Consider the following 24114-nt stretch of genomic DNA (forward strand, 5'->3'; position numbering starts at 1 on the left):
CCTATCAGAGCCGAGTGGGGTATCATAACCCTCGTTTTTAATCTGATTTAATACTAAGGTTGTGCATGAAATTGCTGGCGTTGGAAACTGCAAACGAGCAGTGTTCTATTTCATTAGTCGATGAAACCCAAGAACTGTTTTTTCAACTCGATACGCGGGCAAAAGCACAAACACAGACTATTTTGCCCATGATTGAGCAGGGGCTACAACAAACAGGTCTTGAAGTTGCTGGTTTAGATGCGATTGCCTTTAGCCGTGGACCTGGTTCTTTTAGTGGTGTTCGCATTAATGCTGCTGTTGCCCAAGCTTTAGCTTGGTCACAAGATTTACCTGTGGTTCCAGTTTCTACATTGCAAGCTTTAGCACAAGCGGCATACCGACTTGAAGGTTTGGAGCAGGTGACTGCGGTGCTCGATGCACGTATGAATGAAGTTTACATTGCAAGTTTTGTTCTAGATGAACAAGGAATTATGCAGTGTATTGATGAAGAAAAATTAATGAGCTATGAGCCAGCAGCAGCTTATGCAAAACATTGCTTAATTGGTTCGGGCGCCAAGCTACTTCAAGCTGATGCAGAGCATCAAACAATCACCGCAACTGCACAGGATATTGCTTCTATTGCACGTGTCTATGCTGCACAAAAGCAATGGGTGGATGCCGAACATGCTTTGCCAGTTTATTTACGTGATGATGCGTGGAAAAAAATAGCGGATCAGGGTAAAGCAAAATAAAGGCAGTACTCATGCATATATATTTTGAAGAAGATTTTCAAGAACAAGCACAGCACTACCAAGCTGTGCTTTGTTCTAGAGGTGTGACTGTCGATTTACAGCCAATTGAAAAGCTGAATGCGCGATTTTTACGCTTCAATCCTGAAATTGCCCTTTGTGTAGATGAAAACGGACTTTGGTTATCTGCTAATGGCATGAAAATGCAACCCGACTGGAAAGCTGAAATTCCACGTTTAAAACGTGCAAGTCTTAAATCGGAAATGATTGCCCGTGCTTGTCAGTTAGGTGAAAAGCCGGTACTGGTTGATGCAACAGCGGGTTTAGGCCATGACAGCTTACTGATGGCTTATCTAGGTGCCCAAATCCAGCTCGTTGAGCGCCATCCGATTTTATTTACTTTACTTGAAGATTCAAAAGCTCAGGCACAGCATGATCCATTTTTAAGTCAATTTATGGATCGTATTCAACTGATCTTTGCTGACTCTGGAAGCTATTTACAGCAATTACATCAAGAAGCAAAAACGGTTGATGTAGTCTATCTTGACCCGATGTTCCCTCAGCGCGACCAGAACCAACAAGCAATTAAAAAACAAGCTCAAGTCAAAAAACAAATGCAGCTTTTACATCTTCTTTTACCTGAAGACGGTGAGATGGATTTGGGGGATAATTTGCTAGTTTTGGCACAGAGAGTTGCTAAACGTGTAGTAGTTAAGCGGCCACGCCATGCTATTTTCTTGGCAAATCAAGAGCCAGCTCATCAATGGCAAGGGGATGCTTGTCGTTTTGATGCGTATTTTCAGTAGGCTTATGTAAGGTTAGGTTTTATTGCTTGAATAATGCACAAATATATGTGATATAGTTCAAAAGCATGATTGCTAAAATTCTTAGCAGGCATACACTTAAGATGCCTGTCAAAAACGAAATTTTTGAAAACCTTTTATGATTGATCTTAAACCCTCCATTAACTTTTGGCATGATTTTAAAAGCAACCAAATTGCCGGAATGTGGCTGTTTTTGGGGTCAAGACGTTCTTTACAGATTGTACATCCATCTATTCTTCAGCTTATTGTTTGGGGAATTTTAGGAGGATGTACCAACTCTCTTTATAGCTGGCTTGTCGCTGGTCAAATCGGTGATTTTAATTCACAAGGTTTAATTGGTTATGCGCTTTGGCCATTCATTGCCTTAATTGTTGGTATTTTCTTATCACAGCGAACCAACCAACCTCGCTTAATGCTAGTTCCTGCTTTACTTTGGCTGGTTCTAGATACAAATATCTTATTAATTCAATGTTTAATTCAGTATTTGGGGTCTAACGGTTATCTCAACTTTATTCCCGATGCTATTTATAACGGAATTTTACCGAGCTTATTTGTAGCTTTATTTGTTTGGCAAAGTTTAGCAGTAATTTGGGTTTTCTCACGTGAGCTTAAGTGGCCATGGTGGGAACGTGCACTGGTCATGGTTGCGACCATTGCAACGATGGTGGTTTGGCAACTTTCTGTAAAAGATCAACCGATTTGGAAAGTAGAAGATACGGCTCCTACATTTGCTGAAGATGCTTTTTATGCGCAAAATAAACTGTTAAATGATTCTCTAGAGCAAGTTCAATATGGTGAGCTCGCCAAAAGCCATTGGTACTTTTTAGGTGTTGCTGGCGATAGTTATCAAGATGTTTTTAAATCGGAAGTGGTCCGTATTAAAGAACAGTTTGATACACGTTTCGGAACGATTGGTCGCTCAATGATGCTGGTCAATAATCCAGATACCCGTACAGAGATTCCAATTGCTTCTAAAACCAGTATCGAGTTAGCTCTACGCCGTATGGGGCAGCAAATGAACCGTGATAGTGATGTCTTATTTCTATATATGACTTCACACGGTGAACAAAATCACTTTGAAATTGAAAATGCGCCATTAGATTTAGGGCAAGTGGACCCGAAATGGTTGCGAGAAACACTGGACAAATCCGGTATACGCTGGCGTGTAATTGTGATCTCAGCCTGTTATTCAGGAAGCTTTATTCCTGCTTTACAGTCTCCTGATACCTTAATCATTACCGCATCTGCTGCTGATAAAACTTCTTTTGGATGTAATAACGAAGCTGACTATACCTATTTTGGACGAGCTTTCTTTGATTTGGCTATGCGAGAGCAATCGTCGATGAAAGACTCATTTAGCACAGCTAAGCAAACAGTAACCAAATGGGAAGTGGCTCAAGGTGTTGAACCTTCAGAGCCTCAGTGGATGATTGGTAAAAATATGGAACTTATGCTACCTCAATTGGAAAAGTATCTATTTCCTCAGCAAAATACAGGTAGTGTAGATATTGCTCAAACAAAAACAGAGGCTAAAAACGATGCAACTCCTGCAAAAAAACCGCTGCTTTGAGGGCGAGCAGCGTATATACCAATTTGAATCTTCTTATTTAAAAGGACCAGCGAAGTTTGGTGTTTATTTACCACCAGCAGCTTTAGAAGGTAAAGCTTGCTCAACTTTGTTTTACTTAGCTGGGTTAACGTGTACTGAAGAAACCTTTGCCATAAAAGCACATGCACAGCATATGGCAGCACAGCTGAGCCTAATATTGATTACCCCAGACACTTCTCCTCGTGGAGAACAAGTTGCAGCAGGGGATCATTGGGATATCGGGCAAGGTGCGGGCTTTTATATTAATGCTACGCAAGCGCCTTGGTCTGAGCATTATCAAATGGAAAGCTATTTAATTGATGAGTTATATCCACTCATTTTAAAAAGCTTTTCTGTAAACGCTCAACAAGTTGGTATCTTTGGGCACTCAATGGGTGGCCACGGTGCATTAACTTTAGCGTTTAAATATCCTGAAAAGTTTAAGTCGGTATCTGCTTTTGCTCCGATTTGTGCACCAACAGAGTGTGCATGGGGAGACAAAGCCTTTAGTCATTATTTAGGTGCAGATCGCAATAGCTGGTTGGCTCATGATGCCACAGCTTTAGTCTCAAAAAATGGTGCAGTATTTGACGAAATTTTGGTTGATCAGGGATTAGATGATCAATTTTATGAACAACTTCACCCTGAAAAATTTAAGCAAGCATGTTTAAAAGCAGGACAGCCTTTAACTTTAAGACAACATGCTGGCTATGATCATGGTTATTACTTTATTCAAACCTTTATGGATGAGCACTTACAGTTTCATGCAATCCAGTTAGAAAAAGTATCTGGCTAATTAGTTTAGTGTTGCCATTCAACTTGAAATTCTTGTTGAGCCATACGGTTTAGATGATCAAGCACCACTCTTTCTAAGTGGTTGTGGTCATCTAGCTGACTATCAATAGCAACGTTTAACTGCTCTGTTTCTGGTGCAAGCGTAATTGTTGCGGTAGGCATTAAGATTTTAAAATCTTGTTCAGTTTCTTGTACTTCAAATTTGTGCTTCCAATGATTAACAAGACGTTTTGCAATGCGTTTTCCATCGTTTGTTAATAGATGAGTTGTGCTTTTCATTATCAATCCTCACATTGGTTTAATGTACCTTAACAAATTCGTTTCGCCATTAGCATTCTATTGTTGCAACGTTACGTTTCAAGTTTGAAATGTTGTCATTTAAGCAAGGAAGGGCGGGCTAAGTAGGTTCTTTTTTGTTATAATTTTTAGCCTCTCCTTAAACTTCTAGCCAGGTCATCCACCTATGTCCAAGCCTTATTTGATTGCTCCTTCTATTTTATCTGCCGATTTTGCTCGTTTAGGCGAAGATGTAGACAAAGTGTTAGCCGCAGGTGCAGATGTAGTGCATTTTGACGTTATGGATAATCACTATGTTCCAAATTTAACTTTTGGTGCAGGTGTATGTAAGGCTTTAAAAAACTATGGGATTACAGCTCCGGTTGATGTGCATCTAATGGTATCTCCAGTTGATCGTATTATTGGAGACTTTTTGGAAGCAGGCGCAGATATTATTACATTCCACCCAGAAGCATCTCACCACATTGACCGTTCATTACAGCTTATTAAGTCTGGTGGTGCTAAAGCAGGGTTAGTTTTTAACCCAGCCACGCCATTGCATTATCTAGATTATGTACTTGATAAAGTTGACCAAATTTTATTAATGAGTGTAAACCCTGGTTTTGGTGGACAAAAGTTCATTCCAATGACTTTAGAAAAATTACGTGAAGCTCGTAAAATTATTGATGCAAGTGGTCGTGATATTCGTTTAGAAGTTGATGGTGGTGTTGGCCCTGCAAATATCCGTGAAATTGCAGAAGCTGGTGCAGATATGTTTGTTGCGGGTTCAGCAATTTTTGGTCAACCCGATTATAAAGTTGTGATTGACCAAATGCGTGCAGAGCTTGCGAAAGTAGGCAGTGTTGATGCTTAAAAAGATAGAGTTAATCTAAAATAAACTTGTGGATAACTTTGTTTATAACTGTATGGATAACTGTGTTGATAACCGTATGGATAAGATGTTGGTAAAATAAACAAAATTAGATCAACCGTTTATTCTATAGACAAAAACTATGAAAAAAGAACGTTTTGGCGTTCTTTTTTTATGCGTGTTGAATAATTTATTAGCTGGTTTTTTATTAAGCTTTGCTAAAAAATAACCTGTGCAAAAAACGATGTAGCTCTGTGTAAAACTTTTTGTGCATAGATACGTATAAAACTGTAAAAGTGTCATGAAAAATAAAGCTAAATTTGGTTTAATAAGTTTTTAGTAAGAGACCTCGATAATTAATGACAGTAAAAATTTTAGCGGTAGATATGGATGGGACTTTTCTTAATTCCAAAAAGCAGTACAACAAAGCACGTTTTTTAAAACAATACGAACAACTAAAACAAAATAATATTCATTTTGTGGTAGCCAGTGGTAATCAACTTGCAAAGCTTATTACCTATTTTCCAGAAATTAGTCATGAAATTGCTTTTATTGCAGAAAATGGCGCGCATGTTGTAGATGCAGGGCAAGAATTAGCTTTTGCTCATTTAAGTCAGCAACAATATATTGAGATTCTAAAAGCGATTGATCCTTCATATACCTCAACCATGGTGATCTGCGGGAAACAGAGTGCTTATGTGCATAGCAGCATGAACGCAGAGGACTATGCCAAGGTTGCCCGATATTTTGAAAAACTGACAGTTGTAGATGACTTTTATGCACTAGATGACTTAGTGTGCAAAATTACTTTTACCGCTCAGGAAAACGAAAGCTTTGCGATTTTTGAGCATTTTCAGAAGAAAAGTTTTGTAGCAGATAAAGTTTTGGTACCTGTTTCAAGTGGTTTTAATTTTATCGATTTGATTCTTCCCGACCAGCATAAAGCACACGGTTTGAACTTATTACTACAAAAATGGCAGGTTGAACCTAATCAAGTGGTTGCGATTGGTGATAACAACAATGATATGCAGATGATTAAAGCTGTGGGTTATGGGTTTGCAGTTGAAAATGCAGTAGAAGCATTAAAAGCAGTGGCGCCTTATGCCACTGTAAGTAATGAGCAAGAAGGTGCATTAGAGGTGATTGATTTAGTACTTCAGCATCAACCCCCATTTGCTTAATTGCTCTATAACAAGCAGTTAAGATAGAAAATTGTATCTCTTTTAAAACTTCGTTATGCTAATGGCATTAAGATCACTCATCGGCTCTAGGCGATAAATCACAATGGCTCTACAACACTTACGCAAGTATGCTTGGTTTGTGTTCCTAATGGCTTTCGTCATTGGGTGGAGTGGTTTGTCTATTGCACAGACGCCTATGCAACATGATCTTCATACTATGCCGTGTCATAGCGAAAAATTTTCGCATAACAATATGCATACTCAAGCAAATAATCAGACCGTATGTCATCAAAAGATGACTCAGTCTCTTCATTCGCATGGTGAGCATTGTCAGGACTGTAACCCAGTCCATTGCCAAATGGTAAATTTGGCTCTGCAGCAAGCTGTACCTGACGTTGAATCCCCACTTATTCCTATTTCATATCAATTTAGCAGTATTTATCAGGCTCAACATTTAGCCGGATACTGGCAAGAGATTTTACGTCCTCCTAAAGCTTGATCCTTATTTACTTATTTTTTTAATTAAAAAGGATCACAGCAATGTCTCATAAAACAATTAGCAGCTTAGTCGCTGTATTTGGGCTATTGGTTTCACCATGGTCACTCGCAGCAATTAAGGAATATCACCTTAATATTAATGAACAACAGGTCAATGTTACGGGCCAACCTTTAAAACGAATTACCGTAAATGGCAAGTTTACAGCACCACTCCTTGAGTTTGAGGAGGGGGATGACGCTGTTATTCATGTTCATAATCAATTAAAGAATCAAGATACGTCTTTGCATTGGCATGGATTGTTACTACCAGGGTTAATGGATGGCGTACCTGGTTTTAATAATTTCAAAGGAATTGCGCCAAACGGAGATTTTGTTTACCGCTTTAAGGTGAAACAAAACGGCACTTATTGGTATCACGCCCATAGCAAAGGCCAAGAGCAAGATGGTTTATATGGGCCACTTGTGATTTACCCGAAAGGGAAAATACCCGTAGCTGCACATGAAAAATCGGATCGTGATTATGTGGTGATGCTTTCAGATTTTCATAATTCTTCTAGCGATAGCATTATGAAGAATTTGAAGAAATCTGCTGAATATTATCAAAACCGCCGTGAAACTGTATCTGATGTTTTGAAGCAAGTTAAAACACAAGGCTTAAAAGCAACTTGGCAAGATCGTTCGATGTGGAATCAAATGCGGATGTTAAAAACCGATATGTCTGATGTGACGGGCTATACCTTCTTAGTCAACGGCAAAACACCGCAGCAAAACTGGACAGCTAACTTTAAAGCTGGTGATAAGGTTCGATTACGATTTATTAATGCATCAGCGATGTCATTTTTTGATGTCAGAATTCCAAATTTGAAAATGACTGTTGTGAGTGCAGACGGGCAGCCAGTTAAGCCAGTTGCAATTGACGAGTTCCGTATTGGTACAGCCGAAACCTACGATGTCATTGTAGAACCTACGCAATCAAATTATCAGATTGAAGCAGAGTCTATTGACCGCAGTGGTTTTGCCATTGGGACTTTGCATAATGAAAATGCGCAGGCTGTAGGGCCAATTCAAATACCGCAGCCACGTCCACGTGCTTTGTTAACTATGGATGATATGGGCATGAGTCATGGCAATGGGGCAAGTGATGAACATGTTGGCCATCAAATGAACACGCAACATGACATGTCGGCTATGCCTGAAATGAAAAAAAAGGCGAGCCATGCTAATCATAATTCTACAATGATGAACATGGATCATGACATGTCAGCGATGCCTGAAATGAAGCATGATATGCAGGCAATGTCAGCTAGCGAGCATGACCACGCTATGATGAATATGAATCATGAGATGCCTGCGCAATCTGAGAATAAGCCTAAAAAGGATGAACCCGTTTATGGCTGGGCAAATGCTTCGACACCAGCGGGGATGAAAGCACTGCAATATAGTGATTTGCAATCTTTAACACCTCAGCCAGACACGCGTGCACCAGAACGTGAATTAGTTATTCGTTTAGGTGGCAACATGGAGCGTTATATCTGGACCATTAATGGCAAAAAATTTAGCGAAGCTGAGCCATTACAAGTTAAGTATGGCGAACGTATTCGCTTGAAGTTTGTGAATGACAGCATGATGGCCCACCCAATGCATTTACATGGGATGTTTATGCAATTAGAAAATGGCCAACAAGCTGAAAACTTACCAAATAAACATACTCTCATTGTTCCACCAGGAAAAACCGTTACTGCGTTATTGACAGCTGATGCCTTAGGCGAATGGGCGATTCATTGCCATCTGCTTTATCACATGAGTGCTGGAATGATGAATAAGTTGATTGTGGCTCAAGTGAATGATGGACAACAACCTGCTCAAGCTCAATCACCTGTTCAATTTGAAAATGAGAAAGGAGCTAGTCATGCGCATCACTAAGTTATTTTCTCAAATGTTATATTGCGGTGCTTTCTCGAGCATATCAGTATTTACTTTTGCTCAAGAGCCTTTAACTCATGATCATTTACGTGAACATGGCGGACAGGTTTATCAAGCAACAAAAATTGATACTAGCTGGACTCAAAATGAAGAAGGAGAAGGTAGTTTTTCTTCTGAATTAGAAACTTGGGTGGGAACGGATGAAAATAAATTGTTCATTAAAGCCCATGTGGATAAAGCAGAGTCAGAAGATGCTAATTACGGCAGTTCAGTACTTTATAGTCGAAATGTAGCTGACTATTGGGATGTACAGGCCGGTGTAAATTACGAACGTTTGCAACGGGAAGATGAAAAGCAAGATCGTTGGGCAGGTGTCGTGGGTTTACATGGCATGGCACCTTACTTTTTTGAAACCGATGCATATCTTTATGCAGGTGAAGACCAGCTATGGAAGTTAAGTCTAGAAACAGAAAGGGACTTACTCTTTACCCAAAAGTTAATTGGTAAACCTTATTTAAAAGCAGATGTCGTTTTGCAAGATGAATCTCGCTATGCAAGTAAAACAGGTTTATCAAGTTTACAAGCTGGTTTTCAAACCCGTTATGAAATCAACAAAAAGGTCATGCCATTTGTTGATGTTGGTTACGGCTATGAAAAAGGTTTAAAACAAACTGCTTGGCAAACTGGAACCGACTCCGAACATGGTTGGTATTATGGAGCTGGGTTAACACTAAAATTCTAATTGCCGAACAAAAAGTAAGCTTAAACATATGCCATTGGTTTATACTAATGGCATTGTTTTTTGTGTCAGTTATGGTGCAAAGATGGCTTTAGAAAAACAAGAGAATCAAATACATTTAAGTAAAAATAGCTCTAACTGCGAATGCTCAAGCATGTCGTCTCAGGAGTGTTTCACACCTAGTGAACCTGTGACTAAAAAGAGTCAATGGGTAAGTTATTATCATATTCCCCGCATGGATTGTGCAGCCGAAGAGCAAATGGTGCGGATGGCTTTAGCCTCTTACACTGACGATATTCAAGAACTTCATTTTGATTTGCCTGCACGCCATTTAGCGATTTATCACAGTCTTCAAGCTGAAAGGATTACTCAAAGTTTACAGCGTTTAGGATTAGGAGCCGAGTTACAACAAACACAGCCACATTATGAACCTGTTGAAAAACCTAAAAAGGTTCGACCAAGTACTTCAACGAATGCAGCACAAAAACAAGTTTTACAATGGTTGTTACTGATTAATGGGGTCATGTTTGTTATTGAGTTAATGGCAGGCATTATTGCTTCATCGACAGGGTTAATCGCTGATTCACTCGATATGTTTGCCGATGCTGCAATTTATGGCATTGCTTTATTTGTGGTTGGTAAAAATCTAAATGCACAATTAAAGGCTGCGCATCTTTCAGGATGGTTGCAGTTTGGTTTAGCCATGATTGTGTTAGTTGATGTACTGCGCCGTTTTATTTATGGCAGTGAACCTGTTTCAATTCTCATGATTTTAATTGGTGGATTGGCTCTGGCAGCCAATATTAGTTGCCTTTATTTAATGAGAGACCATAAAGAGAGCGGGGCACATATGAAGGCGAGTTATATCTTTTCTGCAAACGATGTCATCGTAAACTTGGGTGTCATTGTCGCGGGGATATTGGTTGCCATTACAGGTTCTCGTTATCCTGATTTAATGATTGGATTAATTATTGTTTTGTTTGTCTTAAATGGCGCACGAAAAATTTTACAGTTAAAAAACGAATAGTATTTTCTAAGACAGGCAAGCTTTAGATAGGGTTTGCCTTCATTTTTTATTTTAAAGTAAACTGAGTCCTCACATAAAGGAGGAACGACCTCCCCCATATTGGGTAATCATGTCGGGACGACCTGACGCTATAAAAATTAGTGAATGTTATGGCTTGGGCTATTTTAATTTTAGCAGGTGTATTTGAAATCATTTGGGCATATTCTATGAAAATGTCTGAAGGTTTTACACGTTTAACCCCTAGTATTATTACCGTAGTTTTTATGATTTTGAGCGTAATTCTACTTTCAATTTCAATGAAGACTTTACCCCTTGGCACTGCCTATACGGTTTGGACAGGAATTGGCGCAATTGGGTCATTTCTAGTCGGTATTTTCTTTCTTCATGAGCCTGTTGGCGCTATGCGAATGATCGCCGCCGTATTGATTGTGTCAGGTTTGGTTTTAATGAAAATTTCATCGCCGTCTTAAGAGAATAAAACTATGTTGCTGTCTTATAAGTATATCAATTCGCCTGTTGGGCAATTAAAGCTGGTTGCGAATGAAAATGCTTTGGTGGCAATACTCTGGGACAATGAAAATCCAAAACGTGTTCGACTGGCCGAGCTAGTCGAACAACTTGAGCATCCAGTTTTACTAAAGACCGAACAACAATTAAAAGAATATTTTGAAGGTAAACGCCGTGAGTTTACATTGCCACTCGATTTCGAAGGAACCGTATTTCAAAAGCAGGTCTGGTCTGCTTTACTGACCATCCCTTATGGGGAAACAAGAAGTTATAAAGATATTGCTGTTCAAATTGGCAATGAAAAAGCGGTGAGAGCAGTTGGCGCGGCAAATGGCAAAAACCCGATTTCAATTATTGCACCTTGTCATCGTGTCATTGGTGCGGGCGGTGCTTTAGTTGGTTTTGCTGGTGGTCTTGATAAGAAAGATATTTTATTAAAACTAGAGCAACAATGAGCCGTTTTTGCGCTCGATTTTTTTAGACTTTTCTACTAAGCTGTCCACTATGATATTTCATGAAGAAAGTGCTTCATGGCATCGCTTTTTTTGAAATATTGATCTTATTCAACAAACTTTGGATGTTCTAAAAATGGCTGTCGGTGACGTAACAATGCCACAAATGCATGTGGTAAAAGGTGTAAAAATTGGCTCAACAGAAGCATATGTACGTTACCAAAACCGACGAGATTTAGTCATTTTTGAGTTTGCAGAAGGTTCAAATGTTGCTGGTGTATTTACTCAAAATGCATTCTGTGCAGCGCCTGTTCATGTTTCTAAAGCCCATCTTGCCGAAGGTAATCCTCGCTATTTAGTAATTAACACGGGTAATGCCAATGCAGGAACTGGACCTACGGGTTTGAAAAATGCTCAAGATACTTGTGCAAAATTGGCGGAGATTGCTGGGGTAAACAGTTTTGAAGTCCTTCCGTTTTCTACAGGTGTGATTGGTGAGCAGCTTCCGATGGAGCGCTTACTTGCTGGTCTTCAGCCTGCATTAAATAGTGTACAAGACGCGGCTTGGAATGATGCTGCATCTGGCATTATGACCACAGACACAGTACCTAAAGGTGCATCTGAACAATTTGAACTTGATGGCATTACTTATACCATGACAGGTATTAGTAAAGGCGCTGGAATGATCCGCCCGAACATGGCAACCATGTTAAGTTTTGTGGCAACAGATGTGCCTATTAGCCGTGATTTAGTCCAAAAGCTATTAAAGACTACGGTTGAGCACTCATTTAACCGTATTACGATTGATGGTGATACTTCGACCAATGACTCTTGTATTTTCGTAGCAACAGGTCAGGCGGGTGGCGCTGAAATCACATCGGACAGTGATGCACGCTACGCTAAAGTGTTAGAAGTTCTTGCTCGTGTAATGAATCGTTTAGCACAGTTAATTGTTCGTGATGGTGAAGGGGCGACGAAATTTATTACTGTTGCTGTAGAAGGCGGCGCAAATACTCAAGAATGTTGTGATATTGCTTATAGCATTGCTCATTCACCACTTGTCAAAACTGCACTCTTTGCATCGGACCCGAACTGGGGACGTATTTTAGCTGCCATTGGCTATGCAGGCGTTAAAGACTTAGACGTATCTAAAATTCAAGTGTGGTTAGACGACGTGCAAATCTGTAAAGACGGTGGCGCAGCTGAGGATTATACCGAGGAAGCGGGTGCGCGCGTTATGGCACAAACCGAAATTACCATTCGTGTTGATTTAGGACGTGGTCAGGCCAAAGACACGGTATATACCTGTGACTTATCTTACGACTATGTCAAAATTAATGCTGATTACCGTTCTTAAATATCAGTTATAATCAAGCCTCGACAAAGAGGCTTTTTTATTAGCCCCATCTTTTGATATTAAATGATTCAATCCGTAAATCATTTAAGCAGTAACGTTATATGCGAGCAGGTATGCCAGCATGAAGGATAGAGAAGACGTTTTATGAGTGATGCGACTTTAATTGCCAACGATGCAAAAAACATTGTACAAGCGCATTTAGACCGTTTAGGTGAGCCAAAAGACAATCGCTTAAGTGAAGAAGCAAAACAACAAAAGTTTGCGCAGATCGAAGCAGAGCTCAAAAAACGTGATGCTGTCCTTGTTGCTCATTACTATTGCGACCCTGAAGTACAAGAACTTGCCGAAAAAACAGGTGGATGCGTTTCTGACTCTTTAGAAATGGCCCGTTTTGGACGAGATCATGCAGCCTCTACACTGGTTGTGGCTGGGGTTAAGTTTATGGGAGAAACAGCAAAAATCCTGTCTCCTGAAAAAACAATTTTAATGCCGACACTTGAAGCAACCTGTTCACTCGACTTGGGTTGCCCAGTTGATGAGTTCACGGCATTTTGTGATCAGCACCCTGACCATACCGTAGTTGTTTATGCTAATACATCGGCTGCTGTTAAAGCACGTGCAGATTGGGTCGTGACATCAAGCTGTGCGGTTGAAATTGTTGAGCATCTAGACAGCTTAGGTGAAAAAATTATTTGGGCACCAGATCAGCACTTAGGTCGCTATATTCAGAAGAAAACTGGTGCAGATATGTTGCTTTGGGATGGCGCATGTATTGTGCATGAAGAATTCCGTGCGCGTGGTATTGCCAACATGAAAGCACTGTATCCAGACGCTGCTGTATTGGTACATCCTGAGTCACCAGAGTCAGTTGTAGAAATTGCAGACGCGGTAGGTAGTACGTCTCAACTCATTAAAGCTGCGCAGACTTTGCCAAACGAAAGACTCATTGTGGCAACAGACCGCGGTATTTTCTACAAAATGCAGCAAGCTGTACCCAATAAGATTTTAGTTGAAGCGCCAACAGCGGGTGAGGGGGCAACTTGTCGTTCATGTGCTCACTGTCCGTGGATGGCAATGAATGAACTTGACGGAATTTTAGAAGTTTTACAAAAAGGTGATCAGGAAATACACGTCGATCCAGCGCTTGCTGAACGTGCCAAAATGCCTTTAGATCGAATGTTAGCCTTTAGTGCATCGTTAAAACGTTAAAAAACCTCAAAATGCTTGTTAAATATACATTTGATAAGGATTTTTAACTTTTTTTGAGAATAGGTGTTGACGTCTGAGGGCGTCGCGCCTAGAATGCACACCGTACCGCACGATGTGCGATACAGCAAAAGCTGAGATAGATCGGAGCATAGCACAGCCTGGTAGTGCACCTGGTTTGGGACCAGGGGGTCGTAGGTTCGAATCCTACTGCTCCGACCACTTAAAATAATATTTTAAGATCGGCGAAGTATCGCATGATAAGCATCATCGGTTAAGCGCCTGTAGCTCAGTTGGATAGAGCATCCGCCTTCTAAGCGGATGGTCACAGGTTCGAATCCTGTCAGGCGCGCCATTTGGTAGCTTGGTACATAGAACTTATTTGATGGTGGATGTAGCTCAGTTGGTAGAGCCCTGGATTGTGATTCCAGTTGTCGCGGGTTCGAATCCCGTCATTCACCCCAATTTCGGAGCATAGCACAGCCTGGTAGTGCACCTGGTTTGGGACCAGGGGGTCGTAGGTTCGAATCCTACTGCTCCGACCATATTTAAAAGCGTTCAAGCTTTATAAAATATCCCAAATATTGAAAAGAATTTCTTCTTGTCTTATCGATAGAAGGAATTTTTTTGTTTTTATATATTTAAATTTTAATTCATACACACTCGAATATTTGAACTTATTTATATATTCTCTGTTCTCTGTTCTCTGTTCTCTGTTCTCTGTTCTCTGTTCTCTGTTCTCTGTTCTCTGTTCTCTGTTCTCTGTTCTCTGTTCTCTGTTCTCTGTTCTCTGTTCTCTGTTCTCTGTTCTCTGTTCTCTGTTCTCTGTTCTCTGTTCTCTGTTCTCTGTTCTCTGTTATTGATATTTCTGCCTTAACTCATCTTTTTCTTGTTCTGATAAAAATGCGATTTTAAGACCATTTTCTTGAGCTGTATAAATCTGCTCAGGGCTTAAACCTGCTAATGGGGCGGCAGTTAAATATTCATGCTGTATTTCAATGCCTTCTACAGCAGGGTCATCTGTATTAATGGTGGCAAGTACACCATGTTCTAAAAAAGTCTTTAATGGATGTTCTGCTAAAGAAGGCACTGTGTTGGTTTGAATATTTGAGGTGAGGCAAGATTCAATACCAATCTGGTGTTTAGCTAAATAATCTAAAAGTTTTAAATCTTGAACTGCTTTAACACCATGTCCAATTCGTTCAGCACCTAATTCTTCAATGGCTTGCCAAATACTTTCGGGACCAGCAGCTTCGCCTGCATGTACGGTAATGTGCCAACCTGCATCATGTGCTTTTTTAAAGTGATCAATAAATAAATTGCCCGGAAAACCAAGCTCATCTCCAGCGAGATCCAACGCTTTAATATCATTTTTATGGGCAAGTAGGGCATTTAATTCTTTTTCGCAGGCTTCTTGACCAAAAGTACGACTCATAATGCCGATTAAATTCGCTTTTACCCCGTAAGCTTGACTGCCTTCTTTTACACCAGCAATCACAGCTTCAACCACACCTTCGAGGGGGAGTTGATGTGTCATTCCCATATAACCCGGTGAAAAACGTAGCTCTACATAGTCTAGCCCTTGTTGTGCTGCATCTTGCATGTTTTCAAATGCAATACGCTTACAGGCATCTAAACTTGCTAATACTTTTACGCCCCAATCTAGCTTAGATAAAAAACTTAATAAGTCAGGTTGGTTATCCATTACTTGTACGTGTGGCCGTAAAGATTCAATGTCATAGGCAGGTAAATCCAAATTGTATTTTTGCCCCAACTCTAAAATGGTTTGAATGCGGATGTTGCCATCAAGATGACGGTGTATATCTGTAAGCGGGAGCGTTTTTGTAATCATAGACTTCTTCTTATCTGTTCGTATCAGTTCATCATGCCTGTTTAAGACTGCTGATAAAAGTTTGGATTTGCTATGTTTTTGTGAAAAGCGTTGAGTTGAGTTTTTTGAACTTACTATATTTGTATAAGTTTTAATTTTGATGACATTGTTCTGGCCTAAGAAGACAACACAGTCTGTGTAAGATACGAGCACCAAGATTTTTATTGTTTTTAATTTCGCTGAGCCTGTTTTTTGTTGACTCTTCAAGAGTGGATTGGCTGAAGAATGGTCATTGGTATTTTGGCTTTTACTTGTAAATATGAATAAAGGCTTGCTAAAGACCAAACTGATAAAGCGATTAATTTATCTGTAGAAATCTATTTCTGGCAAGTAAATGAAAAAGAAGAAATAGGAAGCACTCAAATGAAGTCGGTACTTTGTCATCAAGCAAAACTACAAGTGGTGGACCAACCAAAATTAACCCCTGCTAAAGGACAGGTTTTATTGGAAGTGGTGCGATGTGGGATCTGTGGCTCTGATTTGCATATGCAGCATCACTGCGACCACATGCATGATTTGGCTGCACGTGTAGGGTTTAATGGTTTAGCGAAGTCTACAGATCCGTTTGTACTAGGACATGAGTTCTGTGGCAAGGTTTTAGACTATGGTCCAAAAACACGTCATAAATTTAAAGCAGATACACTTGTTTGTGCAATGCCGCTTTTAAATGTAGATCAGCATGGTTACTTGTCTACAGGGCTTTCTCCAAATGCATCTGGTGGTTATGCCGAGCAAGTATTGGCTCAATCAAGCTTGATGTTTGAAGTACCCAACGGTCTAGATGCGGATAGTGCTGCAATGACTGAACCTATGGCGGTTGCATTACATGCTGTTCGCCGTAGCCGTGTGAAAACTGGTGAACCTGCGATTGTGATTGGCTGTGGCCCTGTCGGGCTAGGTGTCATATTAATGCTTAAAGCTGCGGGGGTTAAAACCGTGGTTGCCAGCGACTTTTCACCAAACCGCCGTAAGCTTGCCGAGCAATGCGGTGCCGATATTGTGGTAGATCCTAAAGAGACATCGCCATTTGCCAACTGGAAAGAGTTTGGTTTGCTTGGCAATGTTTCTGATGCAATTAACATGGGCATGGGGCTGTTTGATAAGTTGCAAGCGACTCGCTTACCGTGGTGGCATGGATGGCGCATGATTGATAAGTTAGGTGCTCTGCCAAAACGTCCTGTTATTTTTGAATGTGTGGGCGTACCGGGTGTTTTGCAGCAAATTATTGAAGGTGCACCTTTATTTTCCCGAATTGTTGGGGTGGGCGTCTGCATGCAAAGTGACAAAATCGAACCCGCACTTGCAATTAATAAAGAGTTAGAAATTCAGTTCGTGTTGGGCTATACACCGCTTGAGTTTAGAGATGCACTGCACATGATTGCAGAAGGGAAAGTGAACTGTTCACCACTGATTACGGGTGTTGTTGGCCTAGAAGGTGTAACTAATGCATTTGAAGCGTTACGTGATCCTGAACAGCATGCCAAAATCTTGATTGACCCGAAACGTAGCGGTTCAGATATTCAATTAATGAGTCATTAATTTCAAAGTCATTTATGCTTAACTAAAAGGTTGTGAACTTATCAATCACAATCTTTTTTTATGAGTATAGTTCGCGTTATTGGGCATAAATAAAGGCTATTGAGCTAATTCGTATTGGTCTTTAGTTGTTCTAGTTCTTGGTAAATCCACTCAACAAATTTTTGAATAGTCGGTGAGATGTCTTGGCTTGAGTGAATGAGGTAGTACTTTCGGCTGCCTTTTAATTTTTTATTGGAAACAATCACCAGTTCCTTTTTTTGTAGTTCAGACTCAATCAACATTTGTGGAATTAGAGCCATTCCCATGTCATGGCTAGCAGCAACAGCAAGCATTGAAAATAACTCATGGCGTTGTCCATCAAAAGGCTTCGGGTGTTGCATCTGATGAGTCAGAAACCATTCTTGCCAAATGCTAGGCCGAGTGGTTTGTTGCAGTAGAGGAATTTTCAGTAAATCTTCTGAGCTTAGATCATAGGTATTTTCATTGATCATAACCGCATCTGGAAAATACTTCTCGATCAGTCTTGGTGAGCAAACAGGTACAATTTCTTCATCCATTAAATAATGTGCTTGTATGCCGGGCCAGTGGTCAATTTGCTGCTGAGTACCTGCAAAAATAGCAGCGTCAAAAATATTGTCATTAAATAAAAAGGGCTTGGTACTGGTTTCTAAGTGAACCGTAATTTCAGGGTGTTTTTGATTTAAAAGATGAAGTTTGGGTAACAGCCAGCGCGTTGCAAAGGTAGGAACTACACCTAACTTTAATGTTCCACCTAAACCTTTATGAGAAATCACATCGGCCGTACATTTCTCTAGCCCTAACAAGTAGGGTTTAATGCTTTTAAAATATTGTTGTCCTGCAATGGTCAGTTCAACGCCATGCCGAGTACGTATAAAGAGTTCAACACCCAAGAAATCTTCTAACTGTTGAATTTGGCGAGAGACCGCGCTTTGGGTAATACATAACTCTTGCGCAGCATAGGTATAACTTAGATGTTTTGCTGCACTTTCAAAGCAAATTAGACCCTGAATGGACGGGATACTTCTTCGCATAAATAAATCCTTTTATTTGTCATCATATTTCAAAACAGCATATGACCTACATGCAGTTATCAAAGTTTAGTATAAAAATAAGCCATTTTTAATGAAATACAATGAATTAAATAGTTAAATTTAATACGTCTTGTTTTAAATATGCGTAAGTTGCATATCTGCATGAACATTTATCGTTTGATTACTGCATTTTTCACGCATAACATCGAGTTAAATAAAGAAGATCAAATCAAGCAGAGGATGCGATGAATCACATGGTGACAACAAAAAAAGCAAAAGTTCAATTTAACTGGCAAGACCCATTTTTAATTGAGCAACAGCTTACCGAAGATGAGCGCATGATTCGTGATGCTGCTCATGCCTATTGCCAAGAACGCCTGCAACCCCGTGTGCTTGAACAATTCCGTCATGAAACAACAGATCCATCTATTTTTCGTGAAATGGGAGAGCTTGGTTTACTGGGTCCAACTATTCCTGAGCAATATGGCGGCGCGGGTTTGAACTATGTGAGTTATGGTTTGGTTGCGCGTGAAATTGAATATGTTGACTCGGGCTACCGCTCTATGGCGAGTGTGCAAAGTTCATTGGTCATGGTTCCGATTCATGAATTTGGTACCGAAGAGCAAAAGCAAAAGTACTTACCTAAACTAGCTACGGGTGAATACATTGGCTGTTTTGGTTTGACTGAACCCGACCATGGTTCAGACCCGGGCAGTATGATTACCCGTGCTAAAAAAGTTGACGGTGGTTATCGTTTAAGTGGCGCAAAAATGTGGATTACCAATAGCCCAATTGCCGATGTATTTGTAGTCTGGGCAAAAGAAGTTTCTGCTGAAGGCAATGTTGGTGATATTCGCGGCTTTATTTTAGAAAAGGGCTGGGAAGGCCTATCTGCACCAGCAATTCATGGCAAGGTCGGTTTACGTGCCTCGATTACAGGTGAAATCGTAATGGATAACGTTTTTGTACCTGAAGAAAATGCGTTCCCTGAAGTTCGAGGTTTAAAAGGCCCATTTACCTGTCTAAATAGCGCCCGCTATGGTATTGCATGGGGTGCGATGGGTGCTGCCGAGTTCTGTTGGCATACAGCCCATCAATACACCATGGACCGTAAACAATTTGGTCGTCCATTGGCTGCAAATCAGTTGATTCAAAAGAAACTGGCAGATATGCAAACTGAAATTGCTTTGGGTTTGCAAGTAGCGTTACGTTTTGGCCGTATGAAAGATGAAGGTATTGCATCAGTTGAAGGTACATCTTTAATTAAGCGTAATAACTGTGGAAAGGCACTTGATATTGCTCGTATGGCGCGTGACATGATGGGTGGAAATGGGATTAGCGACGAGTTTGGCGTAGCACGTCATTTGGTCAATCTTGAAGTTGTGAATACCTATGAAGGCACACATGACGTTCATGCCTTGATTTTAGGTCGTGCACAAACAGGCATAGCCGCATTTAGTAACTAACTCATTTATTTTCAAAAATAGAGGGTGTTCTTTCGGGAGCACCTGTAGGGATTTTTACGCAAAAATTTATGGAAAATGACAAGATTCATCGTAAGGATACTCATGTGAAGATGTACCTCTGTGTACTTAAAAGTAAATGTAAGATGATGAAAAGTATAGAAGATTAAGTCATACAGAAAACATAAGTAAGCTATCGATGACTCATTTGGGAAAATGAGGAACTAAAGATGAACAATGACGTTCAAGTAATATCGAAAGAATTAAGAAATACATTTCCAAGTAACCTTGGAACATATGAAAAGATTGGACCAAATACATGGAAATGGGCGTTGTTATTTGCCTATTTTGCGATGGTGGTCGATGGCATCGATATTATGCTGCTGTCTTATAGCTTGACCAGTTTAAAGGCAGAGTTTGGTTTAAGTACCTTTCAAGCGGGTGCATTAGGTAGTGCTTCTTTGGCTGGGATGGGTATTGGCGGTATTTTGGGTGGTTGGGCATGTGACAAGTTTGGTCGTGTACGAACTATTGCCAACTCGGTGACTTTCTTTTCGGTAGCGACCTGTTTATTGGGCTTTACGCAAAGCTTCGAGCAATTTATGGTCTTACGTTTTATTGGTGCTTTGGGTATTGGAGCACTCTATATGGCTTGTAATACCTTAATGGCTGAATATGTACCAACTACTTACCGTACAACGGTCTTGGGTACATTACAGACAGGTCAAACCGTAGGTTATATTGCTGCGACGTTATTAGCTGGCGCAATTATTCCAGATCATGGCTGGCGCGTTTTATTCTTCCTGACCGTGGTGCCTGCTTTCGTAAATATTTTCCTACAACGATTTGTGCCAGAGCCAAAATCTTGGCAACTCACCAAAATTGAAAGCTTACAAGGCAACAGACAACCTAAAGAAAGAGTTGTGGCTGAAAAGCCGAAAAGTAGCAGTATCTACAAACAAATCTTTAATAACCTTAAGCACCGTAAAATGTTTTTGTTGTGGATGACCACAGCATTTTTCTTACAGTTTGGTTATTACGGCATTAACAACTGGATGCCAAGTTATTTAGAAACAGAAGTACATATGAACTTTAAAAACTTAACCAGTTATATGGTGGGTTCATATACTGCAATGATTCTAGGAAAAATTTTAGCGGGTTATCTTGCTGACAAATTTAACCGCCGTGCTGTTTTTGTGTTTGGAACAATTGCCAGCGCTGTGTTCTTGCCAATCATTATTTTCTTCAATACCCCTGACAATATTTTGTATTTATTAATCACTTTTGGCTTCTTATATGGCATTCCATACGGTGTGAACGCGACTTATATGGCTGAAAGTTTTTCAACCGATGTGCGCGGAACGGCTATTGGCGGGGCTTATAACATTGGTCGTGTCGGGGCAGCTATTGCACCAGCCACCATTGGTTTCTTGGCGTCGGGTGGTACGTTTACCATGGCCTTTATTGTGATGGGCGCTGCGTATTTTGTTGCGGGTGTATTGCCGGGCTTATTTATTAAAGATCGTCAGTACGATCCGCAAAAACAATCATAAACAATGACAGGGAGGTGCGTTAAGCACCTTCTAAAAAGATAAGGGTATCGTTATGGGTGCATTACAAGGAATTCGGGTTTTAGATTTAAGTCGTGTACTTGCAGGGCCTTGGTGTGGGCAAATCTTGGCAGACCTTGGCGCGGAAGTGATTAAAATTGAACGTCCTCGAGTCGGTGATGACACCCGTATGTGGGGCCCACCATGGATGCCCGATCACGACGGGAACATGACTCGTGAATCTGGCTATTTTCAGTGTACCAACCGCAATAAATATTCGGTTGCGGTAGACATTACCACACCAGAAGGTCAGGCCTTAATTTATGAAATTGCCAAGACTGCCGACGTGGTAATTGAAAATTATAAGACAGGATCTTTGGCTAAATATGGTTTGGATTATGCTTCCTTAAATGAGTTGAACCCAAATATTGTTTATTGCTCGATTACCGGTTTTGGGCAAGATGGTCCACGTGCAGAAGAGCCCGGCTATGATTTTATTATTCAGGGTATGTCAGGCTTAATGAGCATTACTGGTGAGCCTGATGATGTGGCTGGGGGTGGTGCACAAAAGGTTGGAGTGGCTGTTGTCGATATTCAAACGGGATTGTATTCCACCATTGCCATTCAGGCCGCATTGATTGCACGCTCACACACTGGCCGCGGTCAGTATATTGATATGTCCTTACTTGATGTACAGGTCGCGGCACTGGCAAATCAGGGAATGAACTATTTAGCTTCGGGTAAAGCACCACAACGCATGGGCAATCAACATCCAAGTATTGTGCCGTATCAAACTTTTAAGGCTAAAGATAAAGAATTTATTATTGCTTGTGGTAATGACAAACAGTTTAAAGATTTGTGTATTGCGATTGGTTATCCAGAGTTACTCGAAAATGAAAATTTTGTGCGTAATCAGGACCGCGTCAAATATCGAGATGAACTGATTCCTTTATTGTCCGAGCACTTTTTGCAAAAGACTGCTAAAGAATGGGTTGATATGATTCATGCGTTAAAAGTACCCGTAGGTGTTATCAACTCTATTGAAGATGCTTTGGCTGAACCACAAATCGTACATCGCAACTTGGTGGTGAATATTCCTCATCGTTTAAATGAAAACTTCCAAACCATTGGCTCACCAATTAAGCTGTCTGATACTCCAGTTGAATATCATCATGCACCGCCAGAGTTGGGTGAACATACTGCTCGAATCTTATCGAGATTTAAAACAGCAGAGGAGCTGGCTACGTTAAAAGAGAAAGGCATTATTGATGGGAAAATTGCTTAAGCTATTGCCGCTTTTAATGTGATTCAATTTAAATGAAAACTGTGATTCGCAATAAATCACAGTTTCTCATTAGAAAATAAGACTCTTAATATTTAAAAATAAGCGGCAGCTCTGGTCGGAAATCATGAATCATTCCTTGAGGTTCATGATCAAAACTAATTTCCATTAAGTGTTCCGATCCATCAGTCACTTCAAAATCATCAAGTGTATTGAACAGTAGCGAAGTAGGATGCTTTTCAAGGTTTGGAATAGAAACCTTAATCGCGGTGATTTCTGATAAATCTTTGCTATGCACAAGTGGTTGTTGTTTGTCTTTTACAGCAAGGTCTGGTCGTGAAGCAAATGAAAGGAAGAACCACATTGGCTCAGATACAACAGAGTCTTTGGCAACATTTACTTCTAAGCTGGCTGGTAAATAGCTTGGCTTGTAAACCCAATTAGGAAATTTTGCGCCGTTATCATCTTTATTTTTAGGTCTAAAGCAAATTCCAAAAGGGGATGCGATATTATCTTGAGCACTGAGTCGTTCAAAAAGCAGAGTTGGTTTGGTGAGATCGCTTGAGGCTTCTTCGGGGTTATTTAAAAAGATTAATTCGATAAAGCTATTTTTAAAGAAAAATCGTCTGTTTTCGGTACCTTGACCGGGATGCTTATTGGATGAACCTTCTGTTAGACCGAATTTTTTTAAAGTTTCAGCTTCGGGAGCGCCTGATTGTACACAAATAAAAATATGGTCCACTTCCATTTTAAGTTCTCATGCTAATGTTGATGAATATTAAATAATTGATTAATAGAGTTTTTCATGTTTGTCGCAAGTGTTTCATCGAAACCATCGACTAAAAAGCGGCTAATTAGCCCTTCAATCACCGTATAGATCAGCTCAGATAAAGCTTCACCATTGGGTATATTGCAGTTTTGTGCAATCAATACTTTAATCCATTGTTTATGGGCTTTAGAAATAGAAATAATGTCTTGATCATCTTGGTTAGATTCAGCGACAGCTCTTACAAATAAACAGCCCTTAAAAAAATCTTGTCTAAACCAGTTGGTATGCCAATCCAGAATCTTATTGATGGCCTCTAACCCTGTTGCATCTCCCACATAGCCCAAAAGGCTTTGCTTGAATCGCTCATCACGTGCAACGAGCACAGACTTAACCAGTTGATTTTTATTTTTATAGTACGTGTACATGGTGGTTTTAGAGCAGCCAGATTCATCGCGAATCAGGTCAACGCCAACCCCGACAAAACTATTTTCATTAAATAACTTCTCGGCTGTATCTAATATTTTTAAGGCAGATTTTGACATATGTCTTTTCCAAAAAATAAAATAGTACAGATCTGTACTATTTGGAATTTTATC

General features: G+C 40.2%; 23 protein-coding genes and 4 tRNA genes. 22 read left to right on the top strand and 5 right to left on the bottom strand.

The features are described 5' to 3' along the window. Positions 1 to 65 precede the first annotated feature (65 nt). From tsaB to fghA, 4 genes are all read left to right on the top strand, one after another. Positions 66 to 731: a tRNA (adenosine(37)-N6)-threonylcarbamoyltransferase complex dimerization subunit type 1 TsaB gene (gene tsaB / locus J663_RS04565; protein WP_032036883.1), complete on the top strand. Its 666-nt coding sequence runs from the start codon at positions 66 to 68 to the stop codon at positions 729 to 731. An 11-nt stretch (positions 732 to 742) separates the two neighbouring features. Beyond that, on the top strand, positions 743 to 1534 hold the full coding sequence (locus J663_RS04570; protein WP_033848140.1) for a class I SAM-dependent methyltransferase: 792 nt from the start codon (positions 743 to 745) through the stop codon (positions 1532 to 1534). A gap of 136 nt (positions 1535 to 1670) precedes the next feature. Next, complete coding sequence (locus tag J663_RS04575) at positions 1671 to 3122, top strand: C13 family peptidase (protein WP_033848141.1); 1452 nt, start codon at positions 1671 to 1673, stop codon at positions 3120 to 3122. Next, a complete protein-coding gene (gene fghA, locus J663_RS04580; RefSeq protein WP_033848142.1) occupies positions 3091 to 3936 on the top strand; it encodes an S-formylglutathione hydrolase in 846 nt (281 codons plus the stop codon). Before J663_RS04575 ends, fghA begins: the two co-directional genes overlap by 32 nt. A 5-nt stretch (positions 3937 to 3941) precedes the next feature. Here the strand turns inward: fghA and J663_RS04585 are convergent, their stop codons facing one another. Continuing rightward, positions 3942 to 4214, bottom strand: a complete 273-nt coding sequence (locus J663_RS04585; RefSeq protein ID WP_033848143.1) for a DUF2218 domain-containing protein — start codon at positions 4212 to 4214, stop codon at positions 3942 to 3944. Positions 4215 to 4398: 184 nt separating this feature from the next. On the opposite strand from J663_RS04585, the gene rpe reads away from it, so the two are divergent. The 14 genes from rpe to J663_RS04655 all read left to right on the top strand — a co-directional run bounded on the left by rpe (position 4399) and on the right by J663_RS04655 (position 14517). Next, positions 4399 to 5085, top strand: coding sequence for a ribulose-phosphate 3-epimerase (rpe, locus tag J663_RS04590; protein ID WP_000043044.1), 687 nt, complete (start codon positions 4399 to 4401; stop codon positions 5083 to 5085). Positions 5086 to 5441: 356 nt separating this feature from the next. Further along, entirely contained in the window at positions 5442 to 6263 is an 822-nt protein-coding gene (locus J663_RS04595) for a Cof-type HAD-IIB family hydrolase (protein ID WP_033848145.1), read from the top strand. A 103-nt stretch (positions 6264 to 6366) separates the two neighbouring features. Next, positions 6367 to 6762: a hypothetical protein gene (locus J663_RS04600; RefSeq protein WP_033848148.1), complete on the top strand. Its 396-nt coding sequence runs from the start codon at positions 6367 to 6369 to the stop codon at positions 6760 to 6762. Between the two features lie 41 nt (positions 6763 to 6803). Beyond that, positions 6804 to 8684, top strand: a complete 1881-nt coding sequence (locus J663_RS04605; protein ID WP_033848151.1) for a copper resistance system multicopper oxidase — start codon at positions 6804 to 6806, stop codon at positions 8682 to 8684. Next, complete coding sequence (locus J663_RS04610; protein WP_033848154.1) at positions 8671 to 9426, top strand: copper resistance protein B; 756 nt, start codon at positions 8671 to 8673, stop codon at positions 9424 to 9426. Before J663_RS04605 ends, J663_RS04610 begins: the two co-directional genes overlap by 14 nt. A 28-nt stretch (positions 9427 to 9454) precedes the next feature. After that, positions 9455 to 10450, top strand: a complete 996-nt coding sequence (locus J663_RS04615; RefSeq protein ID WP_033848156.1) for a cation transporter — start codon at positions 9455 to 9457, stop codon at positions 10448 to 10450. Between the two features lie 149 nt (positions 10451 to 10599). Continuing rightward, positions 10600 to 10920 carry a DMT family transporter gene (locus J663_RS04620; RefSeq protein WP_033848158.1) on the top strand — a complete coding sequence of 107 codons (321 nt, stop codon included), beginning with the start codon at positions 10600 to 10602 and terminating at the stop codon, positions 10918 to 10920. 12 nt (positions 10921 to 10932) lie between these two features. Then, entirely contained in the window at positions 10933 to 11412 is a 480-nt protein-coding gene (locus J663_RS04625; protein ID WP_005302878.1) for a methylated-DNA--[protein]-cysteine S-methyltransferase, read from the top strand. Positions 11413 to 11545: 133 nt separating this feature from the next. Continuing rightward, complete coding sequence (gene argJ, locus J663_RS04630) at positions 11546 to 12766, top strand: bifunctional glutamate N-acetyltransferase/amino-acid acetyltransferase ArgJ (protein ID WP_033848160.1); 1221 nt, start codon at positions 11546 to 11548, stop codon at positions 12764 to 12766. A gap of 144 nt (positions 12767 to 12910) precedes the next feature. Continuing rightward, positions 12911 to 13975, top strand: a complete 1065-nt coding sequence (gene nadA / locus J663_RS04635; protein WP_002115913.1) for a quinolinate synthase NadA — start codon at positions 12911 to 12913, stop codon at positions 13973 to 13975. Positions 13976 to 14117: 142 nt separating this feature from the next. Continuing rightward, positions 14118 to 14194: transfer RNA gene (locus J663_RS04640), tRNA-Pro, on the top strand. A gap of 56 nt (positions 14195 to 14250) precedes the next feature. After that, positions 14251 to 14327: transfer RNA gene (locus J663_RS04645), tRNA-Arg, on the top strand. Positions 14328 to 14360: 33 nt separating this feature from the next. After that, positions 14361 to 14436, top strand: a tRNA-His gene (locus J663_RS04650). Between the two features lie 4 nt (positions 14437 to 14440). Next, positions 14441 to 14517 (top strand) — tRNA-Pro (locus J663_RS04655). 311 nt (positions 14518 to 14828) lie between these two features. Here J663_RS04655 and add read toward each other — a convergent pair. Beyond that, positions 14829 to 15824, bottom strand: a complete 996-nt coding sequence (gene add / locus J663_RS04660) for an adenosine deaminase (RefSeq protein ID WP_033848161.1) — start codon at positions 15822 to 15824, stop codon at positions 14829 to 14831. A 402-nt stretch (positions 15825 to 16226) separates the two neighbouring features. Here add and J663_RS04665 point away from each other — a divergent pair, with 402 nt between their 5' ends. Then, a complete protein-coding gene (locus J663_RS04665; protein ID WP_033848162.1) occupies positions 16227 to 17402 on the top strand; it encodes a zinc-binding dehydrogenase in 1176 nt (391 codons plus the stop codon). 104 nt (positions 17403 to 17506) lie between these two features. Here J663_RS04665 and J663_RS04670 read toward each other — a convergent pair whose 3' ends face one another. After that, entirely contained in the window at positions 17507 to 18454 is a 948-nt protein-coding gene (locus tag J663_RS04670) for a LysR substrate-binding domain-containing protein (protein ID WP_001254613.1), read from the bottom strand. A gap of 245 nt (positions 18455 to 18699) precedes the next feature. Between J663_RS04670 and J663_RS04675 the strand changes: the two genes are divergently transcribed. The 3 genes from J663_RS04675 to J663_RS04685 all read left to right on the top strand — a co-directional run bounded on the left by J663_RS04675 (position 18700) and on the right by J663_RS04685 (position 22752). Further along, on the top strand, positions 18700 to 19920 hold the full coding sequence (locus J663_RS04675; protein WP_033848163.1) for an acyl-CoA dehydrogenase: 1221 nt from the start codon (positions 18700 to 18702) through the stop codon (positions 19918 to 19920). A gap of 227 nt (positions 19921 to 20147) precedes the next feature. Next, complete coding sequence (locus J663_RS04680) at positions 20148 to 21470, top strand: MFS transporter (protein WP_033848165.1); 1323 nt, start codon at positions 20148 to 20150, stop codon at positions 21468 to 21470. 52 nt (positions 21471 to 21522) lie between these two features. Then, the gene (locus tag J663_RS04685) at positions 21523 to 22752 is read left to right on the top strand and encodes a CaiB/BaiF CoA transferase family protein (protein WP_033848168.1); all 1230 of its coding nucleotides are present in this window, start codon (positions 21523 to 21525) and stop codon (positions 22750 to 22752) included. Between the two features lie 85 nt (positions 22753 to 22837). On the opposite strand, the gene J663_RS04690 is transcribed toward J663_RS04685, so the two are convergent. Together J663_RS04690 and J663_RS04695 are read right to left on the bottom strand one after the other, a co-directional pair. Then, positions 22838 to 23497: a VOC family protein gene (locus J663_RS04690; protein WP_033848170.1), complete on the bottom strand. Its 660-nt coding sequence runs from the start codon at positions 23495 to 23497 to the stop codon at positions 22838 to 22840. A 14-nt stretch (positions 23498 to 23511) separates the two neighbouring features. Then, a complete protein-coding gene (locus J663_RS04695; protein WP_025466070.1) occupies positions 23512 to 24060 on the bottom strand; it encodes a TetR/AcrR family transcriptional regulator in 549 nt (182 codons plus the stop codon). Between the last annotated feature and the right edge of the window lie 54 nt (positions 24061 to 24114).

Origin of the sequence: Acinetobacter sp. 826659 (genome assembly GCF_000588515.1) — a bacterium.
GTDB classification, from domain to species: Bacteria; Pseudomonadota; Gammaproteobacteria; order Pseudomonadales; family Moraxellaceae; genus Acinetobacter; species Acinetobacter pittii.

What these genes read in the sequence shown, in the direction of transcription:
- J663_RS04570 (WP_033848140.1), top strand. Translation starts at nt 743, where the DNA reads ATGCATATATATTTTGAAGAAGATTTTCAAGAACAAGCACAGCACTAC.
- J663_RS04595 (WP_033848145.1), top strand. Translation starts at nt 5,442, where the DNA reads ATGACAGTAAAAATTTTAGCGGTAGATATGGATGGGACTTTTCTTAAT.
- J663_RS04610 (WP_033848154.1), top strand. Translation starts at nt 8,671, where the DNA reads ATGCGCATCACTAAGTTATTTTCTCAAATGTTATATTGCGGTGCTTTC.
- argJ (WP_033848160.1), top strand. Translation starts at nt 11,546, where the DNA reads ATGGCTGTCGGTGACGTAACAATGCCACAAATGCATGTGGTAAAAGGT.
- J663_RS04615 (WP_033848156.1), top strand. Translation starts at nt 9,455, where the DNA reads ATGCCATTGGTTTATACTAATGGCATTGTTTTTTGTGTCAGTTATGGT.
- J663_RS04690 (WP_033848170.1), bottom strand. Translation starts at nt 23,497, where the DNA reads ATGGAAGTGGACCATATTTTTATTTGTGTACAATCAGGCGCTCCCGAA.
- J663_RS04685 (WP_033848168.1), top strand. Translation starts at nt 21,523, where the DNA reads ATGGGTGCATTACAAGGAATTCGGGTTTTAGATTTAAGTCGTGTACTT.
- J663_RS04600 (WP_033848148.1), top strand. Translation starts at nt 6,367, where the DNA reads ATGGCTCTACAACACTTACGCAAGTATGCTTGGTTTGTGTTCCTAATG.
- J663_RS04665 (WP_033848162.1), top strand. Translation starts at nt 16,227, where the DNA reads ATGAAGTCGGTACTTTGTCATCAAGCAAAACTACAAGTGGTGGACCAA.
- J663_RS04620 (WP_033848158.1), top strand. Translation starts at nt 10,600, where the DNA reads ATGGCTTGGGCTATTTTAATTTTAGCAGGTGTATTTGAAATCATTTGG.
- fghA (WP_033848142.1), top strand. Translation starts at nt 3,091, where the DNA reads ATGCAACTCCTGCAAAAAAACCGCTGCTTTGAGGGCGAGCAGCGTATA.
- J663_RS04675 (WP_033848163.1), top strand. Translation starts at nt 18,700, where the DNA reads ATGAATCACATGGTGACAACAAAAAAAGCAAAAGTTCAATTTAACTGG.
- J663_RS04605 (WP_033848151.1), top strand. Translation starts at nt 6,804, where the DNA reads ATGTCTCATAAAACAATTAGCAGCTTAGTCGCTGTATTTGGGCTATTG.
- J663_RS04585 (WP_033848143.1), bottom strand. Translation starts at nt 4,214, where the DNA reads ATGAAAAGCACAACTCATCTATTAACAAACGATGGAAAACGCATTGCA.
- J663_RS04670 (WP_001254613.1), bottom strand. Translation starts at nt 18,454, where the DNA reads ATGCGAAGAAGTATCCCGTCCATTCAGGGTCTAATTTGCTTTGAAAGT.
- nadA (WP_002115913.1), top strand. Translation starts at nt 12,911, where the DNA reads ATGAGTGATGCGACTTTAATTGCCAACGATGCAAAAAACATTGTACAA.
- tsaB (WP_032036883.1), top strand. Translation starts at nt 66, where the DNA reads ATGAAATTGCTGGCGTTGGAAACTGCAAACGAGCAGTGTTCTATTTCA.
- add (WP_033848161.1), bottom strand. Translation starts at nt 15,824, where the DNA reads ATGATTACAAAAACGCTCCCGCTTACAGATATACACCGTCATCTTGAT.
- J663_RS04680 (WP_033848165.1), top strand. Translation starts at nt 20,148, where the DNA reads ATGAACAATGACGTTCAAGTAATATCGAAAGAATTAAGAAATACATTT.
- J663_RS04695 (WP_025466070.1), bottom strand. Translation starts at nt 24,060, where the DNA reads ATGTCAAAATCTGCCTTAAAAATATTAGATACAGCCGAGAAGTTATTT.
- J663_RS04625 (WP_005302878.1), top strand. Translation starts at nt 10,933, where the DNA reads ATGTTGCTGTCTTATAAGTATATCAATTCGCCTGTTGGGCAATTAAAG.
- rpe (WP_000043044.1), top strand. Translation starts at nt 4,399, where the DNA reads ATGTCCAAGCCTTATTTGATTGCTCCTTCTATTTTATCTGCCGATTTT.
- J663_RS04575 (WP_033848141.1), top strand. Translation starts at nt 1,671, where the DNA reads ATGATTGATCTTAAACCCTCCATTAACTTTTGGCATGATTTTAAAAGC.